The sequence below is a fragment of the Curtobacterium sp. PhB130 genome, assembly GCF_003755165.1.
Classification (GTDB): domain Bacteria; phylum Actinomycetota; class Actinomycetes; order Actinomycetales; family Microbacteriaceae; genus Curtobacterium.
On sequence record NZ_RKII01000007.1, the window covers coordinates 14,734 to 39,773 of the forward strand.

Annotated in this window: 24 protein-coding genes; 12 read left to right on the forward strand and 12 right to left on the reverse strand. The window is 69.5% G+C overall.

Annotation, left to right across the window (positions count from 1 at the left end; translation table 11 throughout):
* Positions 1 to 11 precede the first annotated feature (11 nt).
* Both EDF24_RS05910 and EDF24_RS05915 read left to right on the forward strand, forming a co-directional pair.
* Positions 12 to 377 (forward strand): helix-turn-helix transcriptional regulator, encoded by a 366-nt coding sequence (locus tag EDF24_RS05910; protein WP_123655961.1) that lies wholly within the window; start codon positions 12 to 14, stop codon positions 375 to 377.
* Positions 374 to 1,999, forward strand: coding sequence for a methyltransferase (locus tag EDF24_RS05915; RefSeq protein WP_260233368.1), 1,626 nt, complete (start codon positions 374 to 376; stop codon positions 1,997 to 1,999). Before EDF24_RS05910 ends, EDF24_RS05915 begins: the two co-directional genes overlap by 4 nt.
* Positions 2,000 to 2,047: 48 nt before the next feature.
* Here the strand turns inward: EDF24_RS05915 and EDF24_RS05920 are convergent, their stop codons facing one another.
* Complete coding sequence (locus EDF24_RS05920) at positions 2,048 to 2,911, reverse strand: NAD(P)-dependent oxidoreductase (RefSeq protein ID WP_165931422.1); 864 nt, start codon at positions 2,909 to 2,911, stop codon at positions 2,048 to 2,050.
* A 47-nt stretch (positions 2,912 to 2,958) separates the two neighbouring features.
* Positions 2,959 to 3,558 carry a TetR/AcrR family transcriptional regulator gene (locus EDF24_RS05925; RefSeq protein ID WP_123701501.1) on the reverse strand — a complete coding sequence of 200 codons (600 nt, stop codon included), beginning with the start codon at positions 3,556 to 3,558 and terminating at the stop codon, positions 2,959 to 2,961.
* 130 nt (positions 3,559 to 3,688) lie between these two features.
* Between EDF24_RS05925 and EDF24_RS05930 the strand changes: the two genes are divergently transcribed.
* A complete protein-coding gene (locus tag EDF24_RS05930) occupies positions 3,689 to 4,957 on the forward strand; it encodes an MFS transporter (RefSeq protein WP_243698272.1) in 1,269 nt (422 codons plus the stop codon).
* 38 nt (positions 4,958 to 4,995) lie between these two features.
* Positions 4,996 to 7,473: a glycoside hydrolase family 3 protein gene (locus tag EDF24_RS05935; protein ID WP_123701503.1), complete on the forward strand. Its 2,478-nt coding sequence runs from the start codon at positions 4,996 to 4,998 to the stop codon at positions 7,471 to 7,473.
* 432 nt (positions 7,474 to 7,905) lie between these two features.
* Here the strand turns inward: EDF24_RS05935 and EDF24_RS05940 are convergent, their stop codons facing one another.
* Positions 7,906 to 8,925, reverse strand: coding sequence for an LLM class flavin-dependent oxidoreductase (locus EDF24_RS05940; RefSeq protein WP_123701505.1), 1,020 nt, complete (start codon positions 8,923 to 8,925; stop codon positions 7,906 to 7,908).
* A gap of 123 nt (positions 8,926 to 9,048) precedes the next feature.
* On the opposite strand from EDF24_RS05940, the gene EDF24_RS05945 reads away from it, so the two are divergent.
* Together EDF24_RS05945 and EDF24_RS05950 are read left to right on the forward strand one after the other, a co-directional pair.
* Positions 9,049 to 11,613 (forward strand): RNA helicase, encoded by a 2,565-nt coding sequence (locus EDF24_RS05945; protein WP_123701507.1) that lies wholly within the window; start codon positions 9,049 to 9,051, stop codon positions 11,611 to 11,613.
* A gap of 62 nt (positions 11,614 to 11,675) precedes the next feature.
* A complete protein-coding gene (locus EDF24_RS05950; protein WP_123655955.1) occupies positions 11,676 to 11,927 on the forward strand; it encodes a DUF6458 family protein in 252 nt (83 codons plus the stop codon).
* A 25-nt stretch (positions 11,928 to 11,952) separates the two neighbouring features.
* Here the strand turns inward: EDF24_RS05950 and EDF24_RS05955 are convergent, their stop codons facing one another.
* Complete coding sequence (locus EDF24_RS05955; RefSeq protein ID WP_123701509.1) at positions 11,953 to 12,993, reverse strand: aldehyde reductase; 1,041 nt, start codon at positions 12,991 to 12,993, stop codon at positions 11,953 to 11,955.
* 119 nt (positions 12,994 to 13,112) lie between these two features.
* Here EDF24_RS05955 and EDF24_RS05960 point away from each other — a divergent pair, with 119 nt between their 5' ends.
* Positions 13,113 to 13,937 carry a helix-turn-helix domain-containing protein gene (locus EDF24_RS05960; protein ID WP_123701511.1) on the forward strand — a complete coding sequence of 275 codons (825 nt, stop codon included), beginning with the start codon at positions 13,113 to 13,115 and terminating at the stop codon, positions 13,935 to 13,937.
* Between the two features lie 10 nt (positions 13,938 to 13,947).
* Here EDF24_RS05960 and EDF24_RS05965 read toward each other — a convergent pair whose 3' ends face one another.
* The 5 genes from EDF24_RS05965 to EDF24_RS05980 all read right to left on the reverse strand — a co-directional run bounded on the left by EDF24_RS05965 (position 13,948) and on the right by EDF24_RS05980 (position 16,494).
* Complete coding sequence (locus EDF24_RS05965) at positions 13,948 to 14,355, reverse strand: PIN domain-containing protein (protein ID WP_123701513.1); 408 nt, start codon at positions 14,353 to 14,355, stop codon at positions 13,948 to 13,950.
* A complete protein-coding gene (locus tag EDF24_RS05970) occupies positions 14,355 to 14,555 on the reverse strand; it encodes a type II toxin-antitoxin system VapB family antitoxin (protein WP_165931421.1) in 201 nt (66 codons plus the stop codon). Before EDF24_RS05970 ends, EDF24_RS05965 begins: the two co-directional genes overlap by 1 nt.
* 134 nt (positions 14,556 to 14,689) lie before the next feature.
* Positions 14,690 to 15,502 carry a hypothetical protein gene (locus tag EDF24_RS05975; RefSeq protein WP_123701515.1) on the reverse strand — a complete coding sequence of 271 codons (813 nt, stop codon included), beginning with the start codon at positions 15,500 to 15,502 and terminating at the stop codon, positions 14,690 to 14,692.
* Positions 15,499 to 15,930, reverse strand: a complete 432-nt coding sequence (locus EDF24_RS19085; protein WP_185021574.1) for a hypothetical protein — start codon at positions 15,928 to 15,930, stop codon at positions 15,499 to 15,501. The genes EDF24_RS05975 and EDF24_RS19085 overlap by 4 nt, the downstream gene beginning before the upstream one ends.
* A gap of 42 nt (positions 15,931 to 15,972) precedes the next feature.
* Positions 15,973 to 16,494: a ribonuclease H gene (locus tag EDF24_RS05980; RefSeq protein ID WP_123701517.1), complete on the reverse strand. Its 522-nt coding sequence runs from the start codon at positions 16,492 to 16,494 to the stop codon at positions 15,973 to 15,975.
* Between the two features lie 240 nt (positions 16,495 to 16,734).
* Between EDF24_RS05980 and EDF24_RS05985 the strand changes: the two genes are divergently transcribed.
* Positions 16,735 to 17,064, forward strand: a complete 330-nt coding sequence (locus EDF24_RS05985; protein ID WP_123655947.1) for a hypothetical protein — start codon at positions 16,735 to 16,737, stop codon at positions 17,062 to 17,064.
* Between the two features lie 6 nt (positions 17,065 to 17,070).
* Here EDF24_RS05985 and EDF24_RS05990 read toward each other — a convergent pair whose 3' ends face one another.
* Positions 17,071 to 17,889 (reverse strand): aldo/keto reductase, encoded by an 819-nt coding sequence (locus tag EDF24_RS05990; protein WP_123701519.1) that lies wholly within the window; start codon positions 17,887 to 17,889, stop codon positions 17,071 to 17,073.
* A 267-nt stretch (positions 17,890 to 18,156) separates the two neighbouring features.
* Positions 18,157 to 19,362 (reverse strand): MFS transporter, encoded by a 1,206-nt coding sequence (locus EDF24_RS05995; protein WP_123655945.1) that lies wholly within the window; start codon positions 19,360 to 19,362, stop codon positions 18,157 to 18,159.
* Between the two features lie 355 nt (positions 19,363 to 19,717).
* Here EDF24_RS05995 and nrdH point away from each other — a divergent pair, with 355 nt between their 5' ends.
* From nrdH to nrdF, 4 genes are all read left to right on the forward strand, one after another.
* Positions 19,718 to 19,951 carry a glutaredoxin-like protein NrdH gene (gene nrdH / locus EDF24_RS06000; protein ID WP_022904483.1) on the forward strand — a complete coding sequence of 78 codons (234 nt, stop codon included), beginning with the start codon at positions 19,718 to 19,720 and terminating at the stop codon, positions 19,949 to 19,951.
* Between the two features lie 111 nt (positions 19,952 to 20,062).
* Positions 20,063 to 20,479: a class Ib ribonucleoside-diphosphate reductase assembly flavoprotein NrdI gene (nrdI, locus tag EDF24_RS06005; protein WP_123701521.1), complete on the forward strand. Its 417-nt coding sequence runs from the start codon at positions 20,063 to 20,065 to the stop codon at positions 20,477 to 20,479.
* A gap of 17 nt (positions 20,480 to 20,496) precedes the next feature.
* On the forward strand, positions 20,497 to 22,602 hold the full coding sequence (nrdE, locus tag EDF24_RS06010; protein WP_123655943.1) for a class 1b ribonucleoside-diphosphate reductase subunit alpha: 2,106 nt from the start codon (positions 20,497 to 20,499) through the stop codon (positions 22,600 to 22,602).
* 125 nt (positions 22,603 to 22,727) lie between these two features.
* On the forward strand, positions 22,728 to 23,729 hold the full coding sequence (nrdF, locus tag EDF24_RS06015) for a class 1b ribonucleoside-diphosphate reductase subunit beta (RefSeq protein ID WP_243698270.1): 1,002 nt from the start codon (positions 22,728 to 22,730) through the stop codon (positions 23,727 to 23,729).
* A gap of 250 nt (positions 23,730 to 23,979) precedes the next feature.
* Here nrdF and EDF24_RS06020 read toward each other — a convergent pair whose 3' ends face one another.
* On the reverse strand, positions 23,980 to 24,936 hold the full coding sequence (locus tag EDF24_RS06020) for an NADP-dependent oxidoreductase (RefSeq protein ID WP_221181345.1): 957 nt from the start codon (positions 24,934 to 24,936) through the stop codon (positions 23,980 to 23,982).
* Positions 24,937 to 25,040 lie beyond the last annotated feature (104 nt).

Below are 25,040 nucleotides of genomic sequence, written 5' to 3' on the forward strand. Positions count from 1 at the left end.
GCGTCCCGTCCATGCCCGAGCGCGTGGATGCCCCCGAACGGCTGCCTCAGCCGACGGTGGCCGAGATGGACCTCCCCGTCGTCATGGACGCCCTGTCGGACCCGATCCGCCTCGCGATCATGCACCGGTACCTCGTCGATGCCGCCGGTGGGGTGCGTTCGTGCGGCTGGGTCGGCGTCGACCGGCCGAAGTCCACACTGACGCACCACTTCCGCGTCCTCCGCGAGGCCGGGCTGCTCGAACAGCACCGCGAGGGCCTGACGCGGAGCAGCCGTGCGCGGATCGACGACGTGCAGGAGCGGTTCCCGGGCCTGCTGGACCTGGTGTTCGCGTGGCAGGTCCCCGCCGCACTGATGCGGTCGGACATCGACCTGTGAGCGCGAGCACCCACGTGCTGCCCAGGATCACCGCCGACCCCGCGGTCACCGACGCGCTCGCCGCGGACCTGACCGCCGCCGGGTTCACCGTCGAGGGCGTCGACGCCCTCTGGGGTGCTGACGCGGCCGCGGCGCTGCACCGGGGCAACCGGATGGCGGCCGTCCGTGCCGCGCGCGGCCGCGTGACCGAAGCGCTGCTCCCGCGGTACACGCTCGCCGGGATGTTCGTCCTGGGGTTCCGCATGCCACTGAGCGAGGCCGAGCGGGCGCTGCCGAGGGTCGGGGTCGATGCACTCGTCCGTGCCGGGCTCGTCCGGCTCGAGGACGCGGACGTCGATCCCCGTGCGCTGGTCGACCAGAGCGACCCGGAGCGCATCGCCCACCTGACCGAGCCGAACGTCGTCCCGACGGTCGACCTGCGCCCGTACGCGTTCGTCGACGACGCCGGAGCCGGCAGCTGGTGGATCGTCTCGGACCTCGGGGAGCTCGCCCTCGGTGCCGCGCTCGACGAGGAGCACGTCCTCGGCATCGGCGGTGCGACGACGACCCTCAGCGGCCTGCAGGTCCCCGTGCCCGTCCACCGGGTGCTCGACCTCGGTACCGGCTGCGGGATCCAGGCCATGCACGCCCGGCGCTTCGCGGACGAGGTCGTCGCCACCGACATCTCCCGGCGGGCCCTGGACATCGCCCGGTTCAACGCGCAGCTCAACGGCATCGACGGCATCGACTTCCGCTTCGGCTCGCTGTTCGAGCCCGTCGCGGGTGAGCGCTTCGACCGGATCGTGTCGAACCCGCCCTTCGTCATCACGCCCCGGACCGAGGGCGTCCCGTCCTACGAGTACCGCGACGGCGGCATGGTCGGCGACGCCCTGGTCGAGACCGTGCTGACCGGGCTCGAGGACCACCTGGAACCCGGCGGGACCGCGCAGCTCCTCGGCAACTGGGAGTACCACTGGGGCGTCGACGGCCTCGATCGCGTGCGCTCCTGGTTCGAGCGGACAGACCTGGACGCGTGGGTCATCGAGCGGGAGCGGCAGGACCCGGCCGCCTACGCCGAGACGTGGATCCGGGACGGCGGCACGAAGCCCGGTACCGCTGACTTCGACCAGCTGGTCGGCGCGTGGCTCGACGACTTCCAGGCGCGGAAGGTCACCGGGGTCGGTTTCGGCTACGTCGTGGTCCGGAAGGGCCGGACGGGAGGCCCGGCGCACCTCCGCCGGTTCGAGCGCGTCCCCGAGACGCTCGGCTCCAACCCCGCAGGCCTCGGCGCGACGGTCGCTCGCGTCCTCGACGCCGCGGAGTGGCTGGCCGCGCACGACGACGAGGCGCTCGCGGCCGCACACCTGCGGACCGCCGGCGACGTCACCGAGGAGCGGTACTACTGGCCCGGCAACGACGACCCGACCGTGATGACGCTCGTGCAGGGTGGTGGCTTCGGTCGACGGGTCGACGCGGACACGGCGCTCGCCGCGTTCGTCGGTGCCTGCGACGGCGACCTGTCCGTCGCGGCGATCATCGGCGCGCTGGCGCAGATCACGGGCGTCGACGAACAGGCGCTCGCGGCGGACCTGCTGCCGGCCGCCCGTGACCTGGTGCTCGACGGGCTCCTCACCCCCGCGTGAACGGACGGGGCCGGCAGTGACCGGCCCCGCCGTCGCCGTCGCCGTCGCTCAGGAGCGGTGGTCGCGCCAGGAGTGCTGCGGGTCGTACCCGAGGAGCTCGCGGGCCTTCTCCGACGACAGCAGTGAACTGACGCCGTCGATGTCCGAGCGGCGCTCGATGTCCGGCACGTACCGCTCGACGAGCTCGATCGTCGGGGTGTCCATCACCGTGTCCGGGCTCGCGATGACGAACGCCTCGAAGCCGGTGAGGTCGGCCTCGAGGGCCTTCCGGACCGCCTGCGCACCGTCGCGGGAGTCGATGTAGGACCACAGGTTGAAGGTCTTCGCCTCCGGGGTGGCGTCCCACGGGTACGACGGGTAGTCGGTCTCGTCCATCACGTTCGAGAACCGCAGGCCGATCATCTTCAGCGTCGGGTCCCAGCGCGTGAAGTGACGGGCCATCTCCTCCTCCACGGCCTTGCCGAGGGAGTACGAGGACTGCGGACGCACCGGGAACTCCTCGTCGACGGGCAGGTACGGCGGGTGGTGCTCGCCCATCGGGATGCCGAGCAGGGTCTCGCTCGACGCCCACACGACGTTCGTGATCTTCGCCGCGCGTGCGGCATGGAAGACGTTGATGGACGCGGTCACGTTGTTCGTGATGAGCGCGACGTCCGGGACCTGCCCGGGTGCCGGGACCGCGGCGAGGTGCACGACGGCGTCCACGGAGTCGTAGCGGTCGTCGATGCCGAGCAGGGCGTTGAGCACCTGCCCGTAGTCGGTCAGGTCGATGCGCACGAACTGCACGTCCTCGGGCTTGTCCGGAGAGGGCACGCGGTCCAGGAGCACCACGTCGTACCCGTGCTCGTCGAGGTCGCGCACCACCGCTCGTCCGAGCTTGCCGCTGCCGCCGGTCACCACTACGCGCGTCATCGCGCCTCCGCTCGTCGTCGAGTCTGTCGGACCGTCGGGTGAGGGTCCTACGCCTTCATCCTGCCCGATGCGACCTGGGCGAGCGCGAGCCTGGCGACGAGTTCGACGTGCGCCGCCATGTCGCGCGACGGGTCGAAGAGCCACTGGATCTGCATGCCGTCCGACACCGCGAGCAGCACGCTCGTCAGCTCCTCGGCGTCGACGTCGGTGCGGAGCCGGCCGTCCTCCTGCATGGCGCGGAAGTCGGCGGCCATGTCGCGGCGGGAGTTCTCGTAGCGCTGGCGGAAGTACTCGTGCGCCGGGTGCTCCGGGTCGGTCGCGGCCGCGGCGGAGAGGTTGACGAACATCTGCACGAGCCCGGGGACCTCGGCGTTGTGCCGGACGATCGCGGCGAGGAGCTCGGCCGGGTCGGCGGCGTTCCACTCGGTGGCGTTGTCGAGCTCGTCGCGGCGCCGGAGGATCTCCACCCAGAGCTCGTCCTTCGAGTCGAAGTAGTGCAGCAGCCCGGCCTGCGTGAGGCCGACCGCGTCCGCGATGTCCTTGATGCTGGTGCGCCGAAAGCCCTGCTGGGCGACGAGTTCGAGCGCCACCGTGAGGATCTCGTCGCGCTTCGCGATGCCCTTCGCGTATGAACCCCGTCGTGCCATGGCAGGACTGTACCGCCTGGCTCGTTCCGGTAAAACCTAGTAGCGCTTGGTTTTGGTGGTACCGTGGCAGGAGCCGCCGACGAAGGCGTGCGAGTCGCCGACGCCGGCGGCGCACCCGATGGAGGTTGCAGTGGCCAACGACGCCCTGACCGTTTCCGACGCCCCGACCGCAGTCGCACCCACGCGCGGCCGAGGCAGCTCGCTCATGTACACGCTCGGCATGCCGATCGCGATGCTCGGCCTGTACATCGCCCTGCTCCCGCCGGTGCTCGTCGCGATGGCGCTCAAGGTCGCCGAGATCGCGCCGGACGACCAGGCCGGCGTGCTCGGCCTGGCGCTCGGCGTCGGCGCCTTCGCCGCGATGGTCGCCAACCCGCTGGCCGGTCGCTTCAGTGACCGGACCGCCGGGAGGTTCGGCATGCGTCGTCCGTGGATCATCGGTGGCACCGTGGTCGGCTTCGCGGGCCTCGTGGTCGTCGCGACGACGTCCTCCACCCTGGTCCTGGTGCTCGCCTGGGGCGTCACGCAGATCGCGTTCAACGCCACGATCGCGGCGCTCACCGCCGTCATGCCGGACCACGTCACGCGGTCCCAGCGCGGCCGGGTCGCGGCGCTCCTCGGCCTCGCGCAGAACCTCGCGCTCGTCGGTGGCACGTTCCTGGTGCAGCTGTTCACGACGTCGGCGACGCAGATGATCGTCCCCGGGGCGATCGGGTCCGCCGTGGTGGTGCTCTACGCGCTGTTGTTCCGCGACCGGGTGCTCGTCGAGCGCCCCACCTCGCGCCTCGGCGTCGGGCAGCTGTTCGGCTCGTTCGTGTTCAACCCCGTGAAGCACCCGGACCTCGGCTGGGCCTGGCTCACGCGCTTCATGATGGTCGCCGCGCAGTACACCGCCGTCAGCTACCTCACCTACTTCCTGCGCGACGACATCGGCATCGCGGACGCGCACGTCGCGAACGCCGTCTTCCAGGGCACGCTCTGGAACGTCGTCGGCATCGTCCTCACCTCGCTGATCGCCGGGTGGCTGTCCGACAAGCTCGGCCGCCGCAAGCTCTTCGTCGCCATCGCCGGGATCGTCGGCGTGGTCGGCCTGGTGCTCATCGCCATGGCGCCGTCCCTCGGCATGGTGCTCGTCGGCGAGTTCGTGATGGGCGCCGGCATGGGCGTCTTCTACGCCGTCGACCTCGCCCTGATCACGGACGTGCTGCCCTCGGACGAGGACAATGCGAAGGACCTCGGCGTCGTCAACATCGCGCAGGCCCTGCCGCAGTCGATCGTCCCCGCGTCCGCCCCCGGCGTGATCGCCCTCACCGGCGGGTACAGCGGCTTCTTCATCACCGGCGCCGTCGTCGGACTGCTCGGGATCGTCTCGGTCTCGCGCATCCGCGGCGTGCGCTGACGACCCGACCCCGGCTCTGAACGAAAGGACACACCACCGTGACCACCGCGAACGACGTGACCACAGCCTCCAGTCCGTCCCCGCTGGACGAGCGCATCGGCGCGCTCGTCGACCAGCTGACCATCGAGGAGAAGGTGCAGCTGCTCACCGGGCGTGACTTCTGGACCACCTGGCCGATCGAGAAGATCGGGCTGCGCCGGATGCTCATGTCCGACGGCCCGTCGGGGGTCCGTGGCGAGGTGTGGGACGAACGCGACCCGTCGCTGAACCTGCCGTCCGCCACCGCGCTGAGCGCCTCGTGGGACCGCGCGATCGCGAAGCGCTACGGCGCCGCCGCGGCAGTCGAGGCCCGGCGCAAGGGCGTCGACGTCGTCCTCGGCCCGACCATCAACCTGCACCGGTCACCCCTCGGCGGCCGCCACTTCGAGGCGTTCAGCGAGGACCCGGTGCTGACCGGGGACCTCGCCGCGTCCTACGTCGCGGGCGTGCAGGAGAACGGCGTCGCCGCGACGCCGAAGCACTACATCGCGAACGACTACGAGACCGACCGCTTCACCGCTTCGACGGAGGTGTCCGACCGGGCACTCCGTGAGCTGTACCTGCTGGCGTTCGAGAAGGCCGTCACCGAGGCACACACCTGGGCGATCATGTCCTCGTACAACGCGATCAACGGCGTCACCGCGTCCGAGAACGACCTGCTCGAGACGCCGCTGAACTCCGAGTGGGGCTTCGACGGCATCGTCGTCTCCGACTGGACCGGCGTCCGCTCCGTCGACTCGGCGAAGGCGTCCCAGGACGTCGCGATGCCGGGGCCGAACCCGTGGTGGAGCGAGGGACCGCTGCTCGCCGCGGTGCAGGACGGCTCCGTCCCCGTCGAGGCGATCGACCGCAAGGTCCGTCGGATCCTGACGCTCGCCGCCCGCGTCGGGGCACTGACGGGGTTCGATGCCGTCGCGTCCTCGCCCGTGCACGTCGAGGACGGCGTCGCGTTCGTGCGCGAGGCCGAGGCGGAGGGCACCGTGCTCGTCCGCAACACCGGCGTGCTGCCGCTGTCCGCGCCGGCCGTGTCCCGCATCGCGGTGATCGGCCACAACGCCGACCAGGCGCGCACGCAGGGCGGTGGCTCGGCGACGGTCGTGCCGTCGCAGGTCGTGTCGCCGCTCGACGGCATCCGCGCAGCGCTCCCCGGCGCCACCGTCGACTACGCCATCGGCGCCGTCGTGCAGGAGGGCATCGCGGAGTTCCCGCTGGCGACGATCACCAACCCCGCGACCGGCGAGCCCGGCGCGCGCGTGGCGTTCGTGCAGGACGGGTCCGAGGTCTTCGTCGAGGACCGGCAGGCCACGGCGCTGTTCTGGTTCGGCGGCGACGCCCCGACCCGGACCGCCGACCGGCTCGACATCACCACGACGTACACGGCGCAGACCCCGGGCACGATCCGGATCGGCGTCGGCGCGTCCGGTCGATCGCGGATGTGGATCGACGGCTCGCTCGTGCTCGACGAGGACGTCGCCGTCGAGGGTGACCAGCTCGGTGCTGCCTTCCTCAACCCCCCGGCACGGTCCGTCCCGGTCACCGTCACCGCTGGCCAGGAGCTCGCGATCCGGATCGAGCACGACATCGTGCAGGACGAGGCGCTCGGCGGGGTGCTCGCCTACCAGTTCGGCACCGAGCCCTCGGACGAGGACCCGTCCGTCCTGATCGACGCTGCCGTCGCGACCGCTCGTGACGCCGACGTCGCCGTGGTCGTGGTCGGCACGAACTCCAAGGTGGAGTCCGAGGGGTACGACCGTTCGTCGCTCGCGCTGCCGGGCCACCAGGACGCGCTCGTCGCCGCGGTCGCCGCTGCGAACCCGAACACGATCGTGGTCGTCAACGCCGGGTCGCCGGTGGAGATGCCGTGGCGGGACGACGTCGCCGCGGTGCTGCTCACCTGGTTCGGCGGACAGGAGTACGGGAACGCGCTCGCGGACGTGCTCACCGGCGCTCGGGAGCCGGGCGGCCGGCTCCCGACCACGTGGCCCGCCGCGATGGCGGACGTGCCCGTGCTCGACGTCACCCCGGTCGACGGGGTCGTCCGGTACGACGAGGGTGTGCACATCGGGTACCGCGCGTGGCTCCGCGCCGGCGCCGAACCCGCCTACCCGTTCGGGTACGGCCTCGGCTACACGACGTGGACGATCGACGGCGTCTCGGGCTCGCCCGAGGTGCGCGAGGGCGACGCGGCCATCGTGACCGCCACGGTGCGGAACACCGGCTCGCGCGCCGGGAAGCACGTCGTGCAGGTCTACGCGTCGCGCGCGGCGTCCGCGGTGGACCGGCCCGTCCGGTGGCTCGTCGGGTTCGCGCCCGTCCGGCTCGACGCGGGAGAGAGCACCGAGGTGTCGATCGAGGTGCCGGCACGGGCCTTCGCGTACTGGGACGGCGCGTGGGCGTACGAGCCGGGCACGTTCGCCCTGCACGTCGGGAGTTCGGTCGTCGATGCGGCCGGAACGGTGCAGATCGAACTCGTCTGAGGCCGTTTGATCCGGTTTCCGCGCGCCCCGGGGATACATTCAGTAACATTGATCATGCGTCAGGCGGCTGGTTACCGTCGACGCGCGCACCGACGAGGATCACCGTGAGCGCGACACGGCCTCCTGATCCGGCCGATGGAGCCCCGATGATCCTGGTGCGTCACGATGCGCCCCCGCGTTCTCGCGGGGGCGCATCCCTGTTGCCCGTCCGGCCCCGTCCCGTCCCCGGGGGCATATTTCGTCTACGGAATATCTGCTGACGAATTGTCACGGTTTCCTGAATGCACGGGCGTCGAGTTGTGACAAACAACGCACCAGGTGGAACGATGGGTTCACCATCCCGTACGGATCAGGGACGAGATGGTCATCCGGCGCGGAGCCCCGGGACTCACCACACCGCGGGCCCCGCCGGATGCCCTGGTCACCCGTGCGCTAGTCGTTCAGGTGCGGGGCGATCTGCTCGGCGATGACCGTCAGGATGCGCTCGTGGGACGCGGCGTCGCCGTTGGCGGGCAGGGTGATGACGAGCTCGTCCGTCGCCGCGACGGCGGGGTCCGCCCGGAGCGCGTCCACGATTGCGGCCGGTTCCCCGGACACGACCTTGCTGAAGCGGAACGGCGGGGTGCCGGAGAGCGGACGCCCCTCGTCGTCCATGCCCGAGGCGTAGCCGGTGAGGAACTCCTGGTGGACGGCCCGGTCGTGGTCGTCGAGCAGTGGGACGACGATGCGCCCGACGGCGACCTTCGGGGTGCGGCCGTCCGCGCCGTGCAGTTCCGCGAAGCGTGCGCGGTAGGCGTCGATCTGCGCAGCCTGGGCCACCGCGAAGGGCTCACCGGTGTCCTCCGTGTTCAGCGTCGAGCAGTGCAGCAGCAGCCCCTTCTCGGCCGTGCGGAGGGCGGTGCCCATGCTGCCGCCGCCCCACCAGACGCGGTTGCGGAGGGCGGGGCTGAGCGGCTGCAACGTCAGGTCGGCGCCGGCGGGGATGCTCTCGTACCCCTTGCCGGCCGTGCCGAGGGGCTCACCGTCGAGGACTTCGAGCAAGCGGGCGGCGCGGGCTTCGGCCTCGTCCCGGAAGCTCCGCTCGACGCCGCCGAACACCGGGTCGAGGATCGGGCCGTAGCCGGCGATGCCCGTGCTGATGCCGAGCTGCACCCGGCCGCCGCTCAGGAGGTCGACCGTGCTGGCGTCCTCGGCGAGCCGGACCGGGTCCTCGTAGCGCATCCCGAGCACCGCGGTGCCGAACCCGATCGTGCTGGTGCGCTGCGCGGCTGCCGCGAAGAACGTCATCGGGCTGGTGAGGAACGGCTCGAAGTGCCGACCACGCACCCAACCGGTGCCGTAGCCGAGGCGCTCGGCCGTCTCGAAGAGGCGGAGGCCGTCCTCGAGTGCTGCGGCCGCGCCGGCGGGGCCGCCGTGATTCGGGACGAAGGAGAGGAAGCCGAGTTCGCGCACGGGGTGAGTCTATGCGCCTGTATGCAACGGGGCCATGGTTCCCGTCTGTGGAACGTTCGCCACTCCTCCACAGGTGCCGAGCCTCCCGAGCGTCGCTCGTCAGCATGCTGGGAGGATGGGTCCATGACCGACGTCACCACCCAGCCACCACTCGTCGCCGCGCTGCCGGCGGCCCCCGGCGGTGTCGTCGACCCCGATGCCGTCTACCAGGCCTTCGCCGACTGGGCCGAAGCCGGCGGTCGGCCCCTCTACCCGGCGCAGGACGAAGCCCTCATCGAGCTCGTGTCCGGGGCGAACGTCGTGCTCAGCACCCCCACCGGTACCGGCAAGTCCCTCGTCGCGGCCGGTGCGCATTTCGCGGCGCTCGCCGAGGGCAAGCGGAGCTGGTACACGGCACCGATCAAGGCGCTCGTCTCGGAGAAGTTCTTCCAGCTCGTCGACCTCTTCGGTGCGCAGAACGTCGGGATGGTCACGGGGGACTCGAGCGTCAACGCCGATGCCCCGATCGTCTGCTGCACCGCCGAGATCCTGGCGAACCTGGCGCTCCGCCAGGGCCCGGACGCCGACGTCGACGTGGTCGTCATGGACGAGTTCCACTTCTACGGCGACGCCGACCGCGGATGGGCCTGGCAGGTGCCGCTGCTCGTGCTGGAGCGGGCCCAGTTCCTGCTGATGTCGGCCACCCTCGGGGACGTCACGACCATCGCCGACGACCTCTCCCGGCGCACCGGCCGGCCGACCGCCCGGGTCACCGGCGTCTCACGACCCGTGCCGCTCGAGTACGAGTACGTGATGACGCCCGTGCAGGAGACGGTCGAGCGGCTCCTCGACGACGGCAAGGCACCGATCTACATCGTGCACTTCGCCCAGGCCGCCGCGCTGGAACGCGCGCAGGCGCTCATGTCGGCGAAGGTCGCCACACGCGAACGGCGCGACCAGATCGCGGAGGCGATCGCCGGGTTCCGGTTCAGCGCCGGGTTCGGGCAGACGCTCTCCCGGCTCATCCGCGCCGGCATCGGGGTGCACCACGCGGGCATGCTGCCGAAGTACCGGCGCCTCGTCGAGCAACTCGCGCAGCGCGGCCTGCTGCCGGTGATCTGCGGGACGGACACGCTCGGCGTCGGGATCAACGTGCCCATCCGGTCCGTGCTGCTCACCGGTCTCACGAAGTTCGACGGCACCCGGATGCGGCAGCTCTCCGCGCGCGAGTTCCACCAGATCGCCGGACGTGCCGGTCGTGCCGGGTACGACACCGAGGGTGATGTCGTCGCCGAAGCGCCCGAGCACGACATCGAGAACGCGCGCGCCGTGGCCAAGGCGGGCGACGACCCGAAGAAGAAGAGCAAGATCAAGCGCAAGAAGGCGCCAGACGGGTTCGTCTCGTGGGGACAGGCGTCGTTCGAGCGTCTGATCCAGGCCGAACCCGAGCCGATGGTGTCGCGGATGCGGATCACGCACGCGATGGTCCTCGCCGTCGTCGGGCGCGGGGGAGACGCGTTCGCCGCGGTGCGGTCGCTCGTCTTCGAGAACCACGAGCCCCGCGCGCGGCAGCTCGCCATGGCGCGGCGCGCACTCACGATCGCGCGCACGCTCATCAACGCGCAGGTCATCGAGCGGGTGCCAGGGCCTCCCGTCACCTACCGCCTGACCGTCGACCTGCAGGCGAACTTCGCGCTCAACCAGCCGCTCTCACCATTCGCGCTCGCCGCGTTCGAACTGCTCGACCCCGAGTCGCCGACCTACGCGCTCGACATGGTCTCGATCGTCGAAGCCACCCTCGACGACCCGCGGGCGATCCTCTCGCAGCAGCAGTTCAAGGAGCGCGGTGAAGCCGTCGCCCGGATGAAGCAGGAAGGCATCGAGTACGAGGAGCGCATGGAGCTCCTCGAAGAGGTCACCTGGCCCAAGCCGCTGGACGAACTGCTGACCGCCGCGTACGACGCGTACGCGGCCGAGCAGCCCTGGGTGCTCGACTTCACGCTCTCGCCCAAGTCCGTCGTCCGCGACATGTACGAGCGCGCGATGACCTTCGGCGACTTCGTGCGGTTCTACCAGCTCACCCGCTCCGAGGGACTCGTGCTGCGGTACCTCTCGGACGCGTACCGGACCATGCGGCAGACGATCACCGAAGACCAGCGCACGCCCGAGCTCGACGACCTCATCGAGTGGCTCGGCGAGCTCGTCCGGCAGGTCGACTCGTCCCTGGTCGACGAGTGGGAAGCCCTGGTCAACGGGGACGTGTCGCTCGCCGCCGCCGAGCACGAGGAGATCGCCCCGCCGCAGCCGTCACGACTCACCGGCAACGTCCGTGCCTTCCGGGTGCTCGTGCGGAACGCGCTGTTCCAGCGGGTGCTGCTCGCCGCGCGCGACGACGTGGACGGTCTGGCGGAACTCGACAGTGCCGCCGGGTTCGACGCGGACGCGTGGGACGCCGTGCTCGAGGAGTACTACGAGTCACACGACGACGTCGGGACGGACGCTGAAGCGCGGTCGATGCAGTACCTGGTGCTGTCCGAGCAGGGCCGGACGTGGCGTGCTCGACAGATCTTCGCCGACCCGTCCGGGGACAAGGACTTCGGGTTCTCGGCGACGATCGACCTCGACGCCTCGGACGAAGCCGGAGAGGCCGTCGTGCGGGTCACCGAGATCGGGCGGTTCGACGGGTGGGCCGAGGTCGACGTCGACTGACGCCGGGAACACACGGTGCCCCGTCCGGGTACGTTCGGCGTGACCCCACGGAAGGAACCACCATGCGCATCGGATCGAGCATCGCCCTGATCGTCATCGGCGCCATCGTCGCCTTCGCTCTGGACTTCCAGCTCGCGGGCGTCGACCTGCGGCTGATCGGGTACATCCTGATGGCGGCCGGCGTCGTGCTGCTCATCATCAGCCTGGCCGTCGCGTTCGGTGGTCGTCGGTCGACCACCACCACCCGGTCGGGCGTCGATCCCGCATCGGGCGAGCAGATCACCCGGCAGGACCGACGCGACGGGTCGTACTGACACCCGTCGTCGTGGGCGCCCGGCCCTAGCCGACCAACCCGCGCGCGACCATGCTCTCCGCGGCGGCGGTGATCGCGTCCTTCGGGTCCCGCGGCGTCCAGCCGAGGACCGTCCGGGCGCGCTCGTTCGAGGTGCGCTTGGCGTAGCCGAGGTCGGGGACGGACGCCCGGAACTCCGGACGGAACCTCGCCGCTGCACGCACCGCGGCGTTCGGCATCGAGTGCTTCGGCACCTTCGTCGCAGCCTCGCCGAGGCGCTCGCGGAGCGTCGCAGCGATCTCGGCCATCTCGAGCGCCGGCCCGTTCGAGAGCAGGAACCGCTTGCCGGCAGCCTCCGGGACATCGATCGCTGCGACGTGTGCGGCTGCGACGTCCCGGACGTCGACGATCGGGATGAACAGCTGCGGGGTCGCCGGCATCGACCCGTTCAGCATCGACTGCAGGATGTGGTTGGCGCCGGAGACGCTGCTGCCCATCGCGGGACCCATCACGGCGACGGGGAGCATGGTGACGAGTTCGGGCGTCCCGGCAGCGTCGGCGCCGGCCACGAGATCCCACGCCGCGCGCTCGGCAAGCGTCTTGCTCTTGCCGTACGCGTCCACGCCGGGGCCGTCCAGCACGGTCCAGTCGTCCTCGGTGAACACGTGGTCGGTGTGCGGGTGGCCCCAGCTCACCGCGTGGAACGCCGAGGTCAGGACGACACGACGCACGCCGGCGTCACTGGCGGCGCGGAGCACACGGACCGTGCCCTCGACCGCGGGCTCGATGACCGTCGCCTCGTCCTCGACGTGTCCGGGCATCACCGGGGACGCCACGTGCAGGACGACGTCGACGTCGGCGGTCGCAGCGGCCCAGCCGTCGTCCGCGGTGAGGTCGGCGGCGACGAACTCGAGCCGATCGCCGGCCGTCATGCCGGAGTCGGTCAGGACTGCACGCACCGCCGCCTCCTTGTCGAGCGAGCGGATCGTGGCGCGGACGTCGTGGCCGGCGTCGAGGAGCTGCAGGATGCAGTGTCCGGCGATGAAGCCGGAGCCGCCGGTGACGAGGATGCGGGTGGTGTCGGACATGTGGACCTCCTGGTGTCTGGTCCCACCCTCCAGCGGTGTCGGCGGCCGTTCCAGACCGCTCCGCTCCTGGTAGCGCGGCGACCAGGCAGCGGCGCACGGATCTGCCTACCGTGGGGAGCATGACCGACGAGACGAACCCCCTGGGCGAGTTCCTCCGTGCCCGGCGCGAGCTGGTCACCCCGGAACGCGCGGGCATCCCGGTGGCAGGGGTCCGGCGGGTCCCCGGGTTGCGGCGGGAAGAGGTCGCGATGCTCGCCGGGATCAGCAGCGAGTACTACCTCCGGTTGGAGCAGGGGCGGTACCGGAACCCGTCGGCGCAGGTCCTCGAGTCCGTCGCGCGGGTGCTGCAGCTCGACGAGGACACGACGGCGTACCTGCTCGGGCTCGTGGTCGAGCAGCCCCGGGCGCACCGGCAGCGCCGACCCGTGCGCGAGGTCGTGCCCGCCGGACTCCGTGCGTTCGTCGACGGGCTGGGCACCCCCGCCTTCGTCGAGGGCCGCTACCTGGACGTCCTCGCCGCGAACCCGATGGCGGCCGCGCTCTCACCCCGGCTGGTCGTCGGCGCGAACCGGCTCCGTGACGTGTTCCTCGACCCGGAGGAGCGAGCGCTGTTCGTCGACTGGGAGCTGGCGACCGAGGGGCTCGTGGCGTCGTTCCGGCAGTCCGTCGGGACCTCGATCGACGACCCGCGGTGCGTGGAGCTCGTCGGGCAGCTCTCCATCGCGAGCCCGCGGTTCCAGCGGCTCTGGGGACGGCACGACATCGGCGGGCGTCGGGGCGCGGTGATGCGGTTCGACCACCCCGTGGTCGGAGCACTGCAGCTGCACCGGGAGAAGCTCATCGTCGCCGAGGCGCAGGACCTCACCGTGGCGATCTACCACGCCGACCCCGGCACGGCGGACGCGGAGAAGCTGGCGCTGCTGGCGTCGACCGTCGCGGTCTGACGCTGCTCGCTCAGGGATGCTCGGGCAGGTACTCGTGCCGGAAACCCTGGACACTCGCCGCGATGTGCTCGTAGTCGCGGTCGGCGCTCAGCACCGTCGCCCCGTTGCAGATCGCGTACGCCGCGATGTGGACGTCGATCGGCCCGGCTCCTCGTGCGAACCCGTTGCTCCACAGAGCACTCTGGATCGCCGTGACATCGTCGACGTCGGGGTGCACTGATGCTTCGAGGAAGGCTTCCATGTCCCCGCAGTGTTCGTCGTGATCCGAGCTCGAGCGGGCCGAGTGGCAGTACTCGAGGACCTGGGGTGGGCAGGTGAGGATGAGGTCCTGTGTGGCGATGGCACGCAGACGCTCCGCGATCCCAGGAGCCCGGCCCGCCTTCCACCACACCGAGTTGTCGACGATGTAGGTCGCCATCAGGGGTGCAGTTCGTCCGCCGCCGCGGGCTCGTCAGCGAAGTTCCTCGCGATGATCCGCTCGACTGCCGCCGGTTGACGCCGTACTGCGATGAGCGTCTCGAGAGCACGCTGCACGACTTCGCGGTTCGAACGCGCCCCCGTCAGTTGCTTCGCATCGTCGAGGACGCGCTGATCGAGGTCGATCGTCGTGACTGCCATACCGACTCCCATCGTTTGTATAAGCGAGTATATAGACGGGGCCAGCGCCTGTGCCAGGTGAGCACGAGGCTGGCGAGCGCGACCGCGGCGGGGGTCTCCCACGGGATCGAGGAGCTCGGGTGACGGCTCAACGCTCAGCGACGGACGAGGGCGTCGACGGACTCCTGGTAGACCGCGAGCACCTCGCGCATGACGTCGTTCGTGGCCGACGTCCCGAGCTCGACGAGGCCGTCGTCACGGTTCTCGGGGCGGAACCAGTCGAGGTCGCCCGCGCGGATCAGCTTCTGCCCGATCCCGGTGCGGGGCACGCCGAACTCGAACTCCGTCCAACGGCCCTGCTGCCACGCCCGGCCGACACTCCAGCTCGCGGGCTCGGGGGCGGGAGGGGTGGACGAGGCCGCGGCGATCCGGGCCTCGACGGCGTCGCGAGGGTAGGCACTCGGATCGTCGCCGTGTTCGAACGTCCAGGTCGGACCGATCCCCATCCACGAGATGAGGAGGCCGAGCGCGAACGACTCGGTCGTCAGGGCGAGCGTCACCCGCTGATCGGTCGGGAGCTCCGTCGAGAGCAACTGCGGTCCAGCCGCGATGACGGCGCCGTCGCGGGACAGCCAGCACGACCACTTGCTCGTGACCCCGCCGCTCCGTGCTTCCGCGCCGAGGGCGATCACCGTGTCCGCGCGGACGTCGAGGTACTCCTGCGCGGCGGGGCTGGGGGCTCCGGCGTCCGTGATCATCCCGGCGGCGCGCAACTCCTCGAATGCCGGCGTCGAGGGTCGTACGCGGAAGAAGCGTCCTCTCCGTGCCTTCCACAGCGCTTCCCAGCTGTCCTGGGAGAGGCGGACGCGGCCAGCGGGGTACGGCTGCGCCACGGCGACCCGTGCGAGCGACTCGCGCGGGAGCCCCTGGCGCTCGGTGGCGGCCTGGTCGATCGCGACGTCGGTCATGCTGCGTCCTTCACTTCCATGCCGCCGGCGATCATGTCGAACTGGTCCTCGACGAGGAACCGATCGCGGATCGAGGCGCTCATCGTCAGGTCGATCGCGTGACACCCTGTCGCGATCACGTACCGCGTGACCGAAACGCACACCCCGTCGGTCTCGTACAGCGACTCGACGACGCGCCCTTCGCCGCCCTCGAGGAACCAGGGCTGGTCGGCGACGACGTGCGACCAGACGGGGAGGGCGCGCGCCTCGCTGATCGCGCGGGCGCCGAGAACGTGGATCGGCTCGGTGCTCGCTCGGACCGAGAGGACCCCGTTGGGGCGGAAGGTCCAGGCGCCGTCGTCCGGCGCCGCGACCGCCAGCACCTGCCCGTGCGCGTCGACCTCCTGCCATCCGTCGGGGATGACGAGGTCGACGAGCGGTGTGCGCACGCTCCGCCACCCAGGCGCCGTCATACCGAAGCGTTCTCTACGTCAGAACAGGGTCGCGGGCGGCGTCGCCTCGGGCAGCGGCGCTGGCTCGGTCACCTCGACGCCGGGCCAGCCCGGGCCGTGGGGGACCTCGGTGTGGTTCTGGTACGCGGTCGCAGCACCACGGGCGCGGACGTCGGCGGCCTCGTTCATCTCATGGCCGACGTGACCCCGGACCCACTCGAAGGTGACCTTGCGGCCCTGGAGCTCGGCGTCGAGCTCCTTGATGATCTCGACGTTCATGACCGGCTTGCCGTCGGCCTTCCGCCATCCCTTCCGCTTCCACCCCGCCAGCCACTCGGTGCACGCCTTGATGGCGTACTGGCTGTCGCAGAGGATGTGCAGCGGTTCGCCGGAGTCCTTCGTGGCGCGGAGCAGCTGCAGCACGGCGGTGAGCTCGCCCTGGTTGTTCGTGGCGTTCGGCCAGCCGCCGGCTGCCCAGCGGTCGTCGTCGACGTACCAGGCCCAGCCGGCCGGGCCGGGGTTGCCGAGGGCGGAGCCGTCAGCTGCTGCGACGATCGTCACGGGGGACCTCCTGAGGTGGGGCGAGTGCCCGACAACGGTAGCGGACGGGCGCGGGGCTCCGCGTGCTCTCACTGTGCGAGGCTGCCGACACTGTGGGAGGCGCGGGTGCTCGCACAGTGGACGGAACCTCGCACGCTGCGCTCAGAGCGGGGCGGCGCGGAGCGGCGCAGTGCGACGGCGCGGCACCGCGTGCTCGCACGGTGCGAGGGCGCGCAGGTGCGGCGGCCTACCGTCACGCGCATGAGCAACGACATCGCGGGACCCGAGCACGCGGACGACCGGGACCGGAACGACGCACTGCGCGCCGCCGCGCACAGCGACGACGTGGCGGGCGCGAGCGAGCGTCAGCAGCGTGCCGCGGACACCTCCTACAGCCCGTCGAGCGAGCGGGAGAGCGTCTCGTCGCAGACCGAGCAGCGCGACGACGACGACCTGCGCGAGGACGGCATCGACCCGTCGAAGATCACCGCGGCTCCGGGCACGGGCGGCGCCGACGACGCGGGCGACGTGGAGCCCGCGCCGGAGGACCTCCACCTGCCGTGGCAGTCCGAGGACGACCGACGCGGCTAGCGGGCGCTAGGACACCGAATCGGGGTGCGACCCCGTGCGCTGGCCGGACTCGAGCGCAGCGATCGCCGTGAGCTCGTCGTCCGTCAGCGCGAAGCCGTCGACGTCGATGTTCGACCGGATCCGCGACGGTGTGACCGACTTCGGCAGCACCACGACCCCCTGCTGAACGTTCCACCGCACGAGGACCTGCGCCACGCTCACCCCGTGGGCATCCGCGATCCCGACGAGCACCGGGTCCTCGATGAGCCGCCCGCGACCGAGCGGTGACCACGCTTCCGTCATGATGTCGTGCCGCCGGTGGAAGTCCATGAGTTCGCGCTGGGGGAGCCAGGGGTGCCGCTCGACCTGGTTCACGGCGGGCACCTGGCCCGTCTCGGCGATGATCCGCTCGAGGTGCGGCACCTGGAAGTTCGAGACGCCCACGCTGCGCGCACGACCGGACTCCCGCAGTTCCACCAGCGCGCGCCAGGTGTCGACGTAGCGGTCGTTCGCAGCGGCCGGCCAGTGGATCAGGTAGAGGTCGACCGCGTCGAGCCCGAGTCGGTCGAGACTGGCGTCGAACGCCCGCAGGGTCTCGTCGCGTCCCTGGTTGGTGTTCCACACCTTCGTGGTCACGAAGACGTCGTCACGATCCAGTCCGGAGGCTCGGATCGCCTTCCCGACACCGGTTTCGTTGCCGTACATCTCGGCTGTGTCCACGTGGCGGTACCCGGCGTCGAGTGCGGTTCCGACCGCGACCGCTGCTTCCGCGTCGTCGACCTTGTACACGCCGAAGCCGATGGCGGGGACGGACCGACCGTCGCGGAGGGGGATGGAGGTGACCATGCAGACCATCCTGCCGGTCCTGGCGGAGTCGAGTCGGGCCTCCCGTCCGATCTGTGCACAACCGGGCGCGCGCTCCGAGTTGTGGAGGAGGCCCGTTCTCACCCATCGCGCCCGCACTGGAAAGTCGAATCGCGCGTAGGGGGTCGGAAGAATCGACCACCTACGCGCGATTCGACCTCCTACGCGCGGGACGACCCGGCGGAGGCGGGGCGGGGGACGGGCCAGCGAGGACGACCCGGCGGGGCCCCGCGACCCGCGACCCGGCGCCTATGTGGGGATGTTCACCGGCTCGGTGTCGGGAATGGGGCTCGCGTCGCGGCCGCGCAGGTCGGGGAGCCAACGCTTCGCGACCAGCGGCAGCAGCACACCGACGAAGGCGGCGGCTGCGCCGACGACCATGCCGCCCGTCGCACCGTGCATGTCGATGAGGAAGCCGGCGACCGCGGAACCGAGCGCGGCACCGATGAGCTGGCCGGTGCCCATCCAGCCGTAGGCCTCTGCCGTGTCGGAGAACTTCACGGTGGCGGAGACCGACCCGAACATCACGGCGAGGGCCGGCGCGATCCCGCCGCCCGCGATGAGCAGCGCGAACGCGAGCCACCAGAACCCGGTGCCGAACGTGGCGAGCCCCAGGCCGATGAAGACGATGAGCATCCGCGTCCACAGGGTGTTCGGCGAGATCGGTCGGTGGCCGAAGGCCAGGCCACCGACCAGCGAACCGACCGCGAAGATCGCCAGGACGATGCCGGCGTTCGGGCTGCCCTCGCCGAAGGCGCTGGTGACCCCGGCCTCCACCGCGGCGCACGCTCCGATGAGGAGCATGCCGGTGAGGGTCGCGACGACCACGGACGGGCGCTGCAGCACGACGCCGAACGCGCGCTTGGAGCGGGGGATGCGGACGCGGCCGAGCTCGGGGGAGGCGATGAACCAGACGCCGCCGATGACGAGGAACGCCATCGCGAGGACGATCGCCTCGACGGTGCCGATCTGCGTCGCGACGAACGTCGTGATGACGGGTCCGGCGACCCAGATCAGTTCCTGCGCGCTGGCGTCGAGGGAGAAGAGGGGTGTCAGCTGCGTCGAGGTGACCATCTTCGGGTAGATGGTGCGCACGGCGGGCTGGACGGGCGGGACCGCAAGGCCGCCGAGGAACCCGACGACCACGTACGCCCACAGGGGCATGGTGGCGAACGCGATCACGCCCATGCTCACGAGCGCGATCAGGCTGGTCAGGATGAGGACGGGGCGCATGCCCCAGCTGCCCATCCAGCGGCTGGTGAGCGGGCCGGCGATGGCCTGGCCGACGCTGGTGGTGGCGAGCACGAGCCCGGCGGATCCGTACGAGTGGAAGACGTGCTCGACGTGCAGCAGGTACGCCAGCGAGAGCATCCCGAAGGGGAACCTCGCGGTGAGCTGCGCGGCGATCACACGACCCACGCCGGGGGTCTTCAGGAGGTTGCCGTACGCGCTCACGCTCCGAGTGTACGGACCGGACGGGGCACGGCGCGGGCCGTGTGACCACTCCGGGGGAGGGGGTCCGGAACGCGGTTCTCAGACACGCCGATGCAGGGGTACGAACGTCCGGTTTCCACACCTCTGGAGAACCGCCTCCACAGCCTGTTGGGAGTGTCGGTGGCCGGTGCGAGACTGGCGGAAATCCGGGGCTGTGGGGAATCCACAGACTGTGGAGGGTGTTGTGGAGAACTACAGGGGTGTAACACTTCCTCTTGTGGTCACTACCGCGATCGAGCACTACATGTAGTAGCGTCGTGCTCAGCACAGCACACGAACTTCGGACCTGGAATCAGGCCCAGAACCAGGGGTAAACATGGCCGTCACCGTCTACACCAAGCCGTCCTGCGTCCAGTGCACCGCGACGTACCGGGCCCTCGACAACAAGGGCATCCAGTACGAGGTGCACGACGTCTCCACGGACGAAGCCGCGCTCGAGCACGTCAAGAGCCTCGGCTACCTCCAGGCCCCCGTCGTCGTGACCGACGACGACCACTGGTCGGGCTTCCGCCCCGACAAGATCGCGACGCTCAGCGCCGAACTGGCGTAAGGCGTCTCCCGTCCGGTGGGCGGTGACTCGAACTCGATCAGGAGGCTCGACTCACCGCCCACGGACACCCCTCCGGTCCGTCAGTCCGCACCTTCTGTCGAGGAGCGCAGCATGAGCCGACTCGTCTACTTCTCCAGCGTGTCCGGGTACACCGCACGCTTCGTGGAGAAGCTCGGCCGCGACGCGGACCGGATCCCGCTCTACCCGGGCGAACCGTTCCTGCACGTGGACGAACCGTACGTCCTCGTCCTGCCCACCTACGGTGGCGGGAACGGCGAGGGAGCGGTCCCCAAGCAGGTCATCAAGTTCCTGAACGACGAACACAACCGGTCACTGATCCGGGGCGTCATCGTCGGCGGGAACACGAACTTCGGTGAGGCCTACGGCCTCGCGGGCGACGTGGTCTCACAGAAGTGCCACGTGCCCGTGCTCTACCGCTTCGAACTCTTCGGCACGCCGGACGACGTGTCCGCGGTCAACTCAGGATTGGATGCATTTTGGACGCAGCAGTTGCAGACGTCGATCTGACGTCGCCGACGACGGGGATGGACTACCACTCCCTCAACGCGATGCTCAACCTCTACGACGCGGACGGCAACATCCAGTTCGACAAGGACCGCGAAGCCGCCAAGCAGTTCTTCCTGCAGCACGTCAACCAGAACACCGTCTTCTTCCACAACCTGAAGGAGCGGCTCGACTACCTGGTGGAGAACGAGTACTACGAGCAGGCGACGATCGACCTGTACTCGCTCGACTTCATCCAGCGTCTGAACGACCTGGCGTACTCGAAGAAGTTCCGGTTCCAGACGTTCCTCGGGGCGTTCAAGTACTACACGAGCTACACGCTCAAGACGTTCGACGGCAAGCGCTACCTCGAGCGCTTCGAGGACCGCGTCGTGATGACCGCCCTCGGCCTCGCGCAGGGCAACGAGCAGCTCGCGATCGACCTCGTCGAGGAGATCGTCGCCGGGCGCTTCCAGCCCGCGACCCCGACGTTCCTCAACACCGCGAAGGCACAGCGCGGCGAGCTCGTCTCCTGCTTCCTCCTCCGCATCGAGGACAACATGGAGTCGATCTCTCGCGGGATCAACTCCTCGCTGCAGCTCTCGAAGCGCGGCGGTGGCGTGGCCCTGCTGCTCTCCAACATCCGTGAAGCCGGCGCTCCGATCAAGCAGATCGAGAACCAGTCCTCGGGCATCATCCCCGTGATGAAGCTGCTGGAAGACTCCTTCTCGTACGCCAACCAGCTCGGTGCCCGCCAGGGTGCCGGTGCCGTGTACCTGTCGGCGCACCACCCGGACATCATGAAGTTCCTCGACACCAAGCGTGAGAACGCCGACGAGAAGATCCGCATCAAGACGCTGTCGCTCGGTGTCGTCGTGCCGGACATCACGTTCGAGCTCGCGAAGAACAACGAGGACATGTACCTCTTCTCGCCGTACGACGTCGAGAAGGTCTACGGCGTCCCCTTCGGTGACGTCCCGATCTCCGAGAACTACCGCGCCATGGTCGACGACTCGCGCATCAAGAAGACGAAGATCAAGGCCCGCGAGTTCTTCCAGACCATCGCGGAGATCCAGTTCGAGTCGGGTTACCCGTACATCGTGTTCGAGGACACGGTGAACAAGGCCAACCCGATCAAGGGCCGGATCAACATGTCCAACCTGTGCTCGGAGATCCTGCAGGTCAACACCCCGACCACCTTCAACGAGGACCTCTCGTACAAGGAGATCGGCAAGGACATCTCCTGCAACCTCGGCTCGCTGAACATCGCGCTCACGATGGACTCGCCGAACTTCGGCAAGACCATCGAGACGGCGATCCGCGGCCTGACCTCGGTCTCGCAGATGTCGCACATCAACTCGGTGCGTTCCGTCGAGGACGGCAACGACAAGTCGCACGCCATCGGCCTCGGCCAGATGAACCTGCACGGCTACCTCGCTCGTGAGCACGTGTACTACGGCTCCGAAGAGGGCATCGACTTCACGAACATCTACTTCTACACGGTGCTGTTCCACGCCCTGCGCGCCTCGAACAACATCGCCATCGAGACCGGCGAGACCTTCGACGGCTTCCGCGACTCGAAGTACGCGTCCGGTGAGTTCTTCGACAAGTACACCGACGCTGCGTGGACGCCCGCGACGGCTCGTGTTGCTTCGCTCTTCGACAACGCGAACATCACCATCCCGACGCAGGACGACTGGAAGGCGCTGAAGGCGTCCATCCAGGAGCACGGGATCTACAACCAGAACCTGCAGGCCGTGCCGCCGACCGGTTCGATCTCGTACATCAACCACTCCACCTCGTCGATCCACCCGATCGCGTCGAAGATCGAGATCCGCAAGGAAGGCAAGCTCGGTCGCGTCTACTACCCGGCGCCGTTCATGACGAACGAGAACCTGGACTACTACCAGGACGCGTACGAGATCGGCCCGGAGAAGATCATCGACACGTACGCCGCGGCGACGCAGCACGTGGACCAGGGCCTGTCCCTGACGCTGTTCTTCAAGGACACCGCCACCACGCGCGACATCAACAAGGCGCAGATCTACGCATGGCGCAAGGGCATCAAGACGATCTACTACATCCGTCTGCGCCAGCTCGCGCTCGAGGGCACCGAGGTCGAGGGCTGCGTTTCGTGCATGCTGTGACGCCTTCGGCGTCGTGCATGCTGTGACCTTGGTCTTGACCTTCTCCTGACTGGAGGCGCGGTGCCAGCCCGCACCGCGCCTCCGGTCCGACACCTGTTCCGATCCACGAATTCCGGAAGAACGCAATGACTCTCACCGACCCGGTCCACGCCACCGGCAAAGCCGTCCCGCTGATCCGTTCGGTCAGCGCGATCAACTGGAACCGCATCCAGGACGAGAAGGACGTCGAGGTCTGGAACCGCCTCGTCAACAACTTCTGGCTGCCCGAGAAGGTGCCGCTGTCGAACGACGTGCAGTCGTGGAACACGCTCACGCCGGCCGAGCAGACGCTGACCATGCGCGTCTTCACCGGTCTGACGCTCCTCGACACGATCCAGGGCACCGTCGGCGCGATCAGCCTGATCCCCGACGCCGTCACCCCGCACGAAGAGGCCGTCTACACGAACATCGCGTTCATGGAGTCGGTGCACGCCAAGAGCTACTCGTCCATCTTCTCGACGCTCGCGTCGACGCCGGAGATCGACGACGCCTTCCGCTGGTCGGTCGAGAACCCGAACCTGCAGAAGAAGGCGCAGATCGTCCTCGACTACTACACGGGTGACGACCCCCTGAAGCGCAAGGTCGCCTCGACGCTGCTCGAGTCGTTCCTGTTCTACTCCGGCTTCTACCTGCCGATGTACTGGTCCTCGCGCGCCAAGCTCACCAACACCGCTGACCTGATCCGCCTGATCATCCGCGACGAAGCCGTCCACGGGTACTACATCGGGTACAAGTTCCAGAAGGGTCTCGAAGGCCTTTCCGAGGAGCGCAAGCAGGAGATCAAGGACTACACGTTCAACCTGCTGTTCGAGCTCTACGAGAACGAGGTCCAGTACACGCAGGACCTCTACGACCAGGTCGGGCTGACCGAGGACGTCAAGAAGTTCCTGCACTACAACGCCAACAAGGCGCTGATGAACCTGGGCTACGAGCCGATGTTCCCCAAGGAGACGACGGACGTGAACCCGGCGATCCTGTCGGCACTGTCGCCCAATGCTGACGAGAACCACGACTTCTTCTCGGGGTCCGGCTCGTCGTACGTCATCGGCAAGGCGGAGAGCACCGAGGACGAGGACTGGGACTTCTGATCCTGCTCTGACTTACGAGGACGCCCCGCTGGCTTTGGCCGGCGGGGCGTTCTCGTCGTTGTCGGGGGGGGCGTCCGGATAGGGGACCCCGGATTCAAAGGGTCTGCGGACCACCTATGTGAGACCGGACGGCGCGAGTCGTCCGGAGGACGACCGGCTATCGGGCGGTAGATACGAGCGGCTGGAGACTCGATTTGTCGCCGATGCCTTCGAGTGACGCGGTATGTGTCGCTCGAGGGCATCCCGCGGGTTACGACGCGACGTCCGCGCCCTTGGGGAGGAGGACGAGCTTGCCGCGGGCGTTGCTGCTGCGGCTGATCGTGAGCGCGGTTTGCCAATCTTCAAGGGGGAATGTGGCGGCGACCGGCACCCGGAAGCGTCCTTCGGCGGCGAGTGCGGCGAACTCCGGCAGGGCCTCGACGCGGTCGGTGATGTCCTCGGTGGCGGAGGAACGGGTGCCGAGCTCGGCGGCCGCCGCGAAATCGGAAATCGTCAGGACCTGCTTCGGGTCGCCGCCGACGAGGCCGATGAGGTCCGGCAGCGAGCCGCCGACCGGTGCGGTGTCGAGGGCGACGTCGACCGGACCGTCCGCGAGTTCCGCGACGCGCTCCACCATGCCGTCGCCGTACGAGGTGACGGTGGCGCCGAGGTCGCGCAGCTGCTGTGCATAGGTCTCGCCCGCGGTGGCGATGACGTGAATGCCCCGGAGGAGGGCGATCTGCACGGCCGCGAACCCGATCGTGCTCCCGGCGCCGTGCACGAGGATCGTCTTGCCCGGTTCGAGTGCGAGCCAGCGCAGGTGCGCGTACGCGGTGTCGACGGTCATCGGCAGCGCCGCGGCCTGCACGAGGTCGAGCCCCTCCGGGACGGGGAACCAACGGTTCATCACCGCGAAGTCGGACGCGCCCGCGGACGGCGAGTTCGCCCAGTCGGCGGTGCCGAACACCACGTCGCCGACCGCGACACCCCCGACGCCGTCGCCGACGGCATCGACGGTGCCCGCGACGTCGCAGCCGACGCCCCGGGGCAGGGTCCCCGCGAAGAGGCCACCGCACAGCGCCCAATCCGCTGGTGCGAGTCCGGCAGCGTGCACGCGTACACGGATCCGGCCGGATCCCGGCTCGGGTACCGGCGCCGTCTCGAACCGGAGGACGGCCTCCGGCTCGCCGTACTCGTGGAACCGCAGGGTACGCATCGTGTCTGTCATCGGAGTCTCCTGGTCTGTCAAGCGTTGCGACAGCGGCTGACGCAACGAATCGTCAGTCGCTGACTTTACGGTCTGTCAGTCGCTGACGCAACCTGCTAGCATCT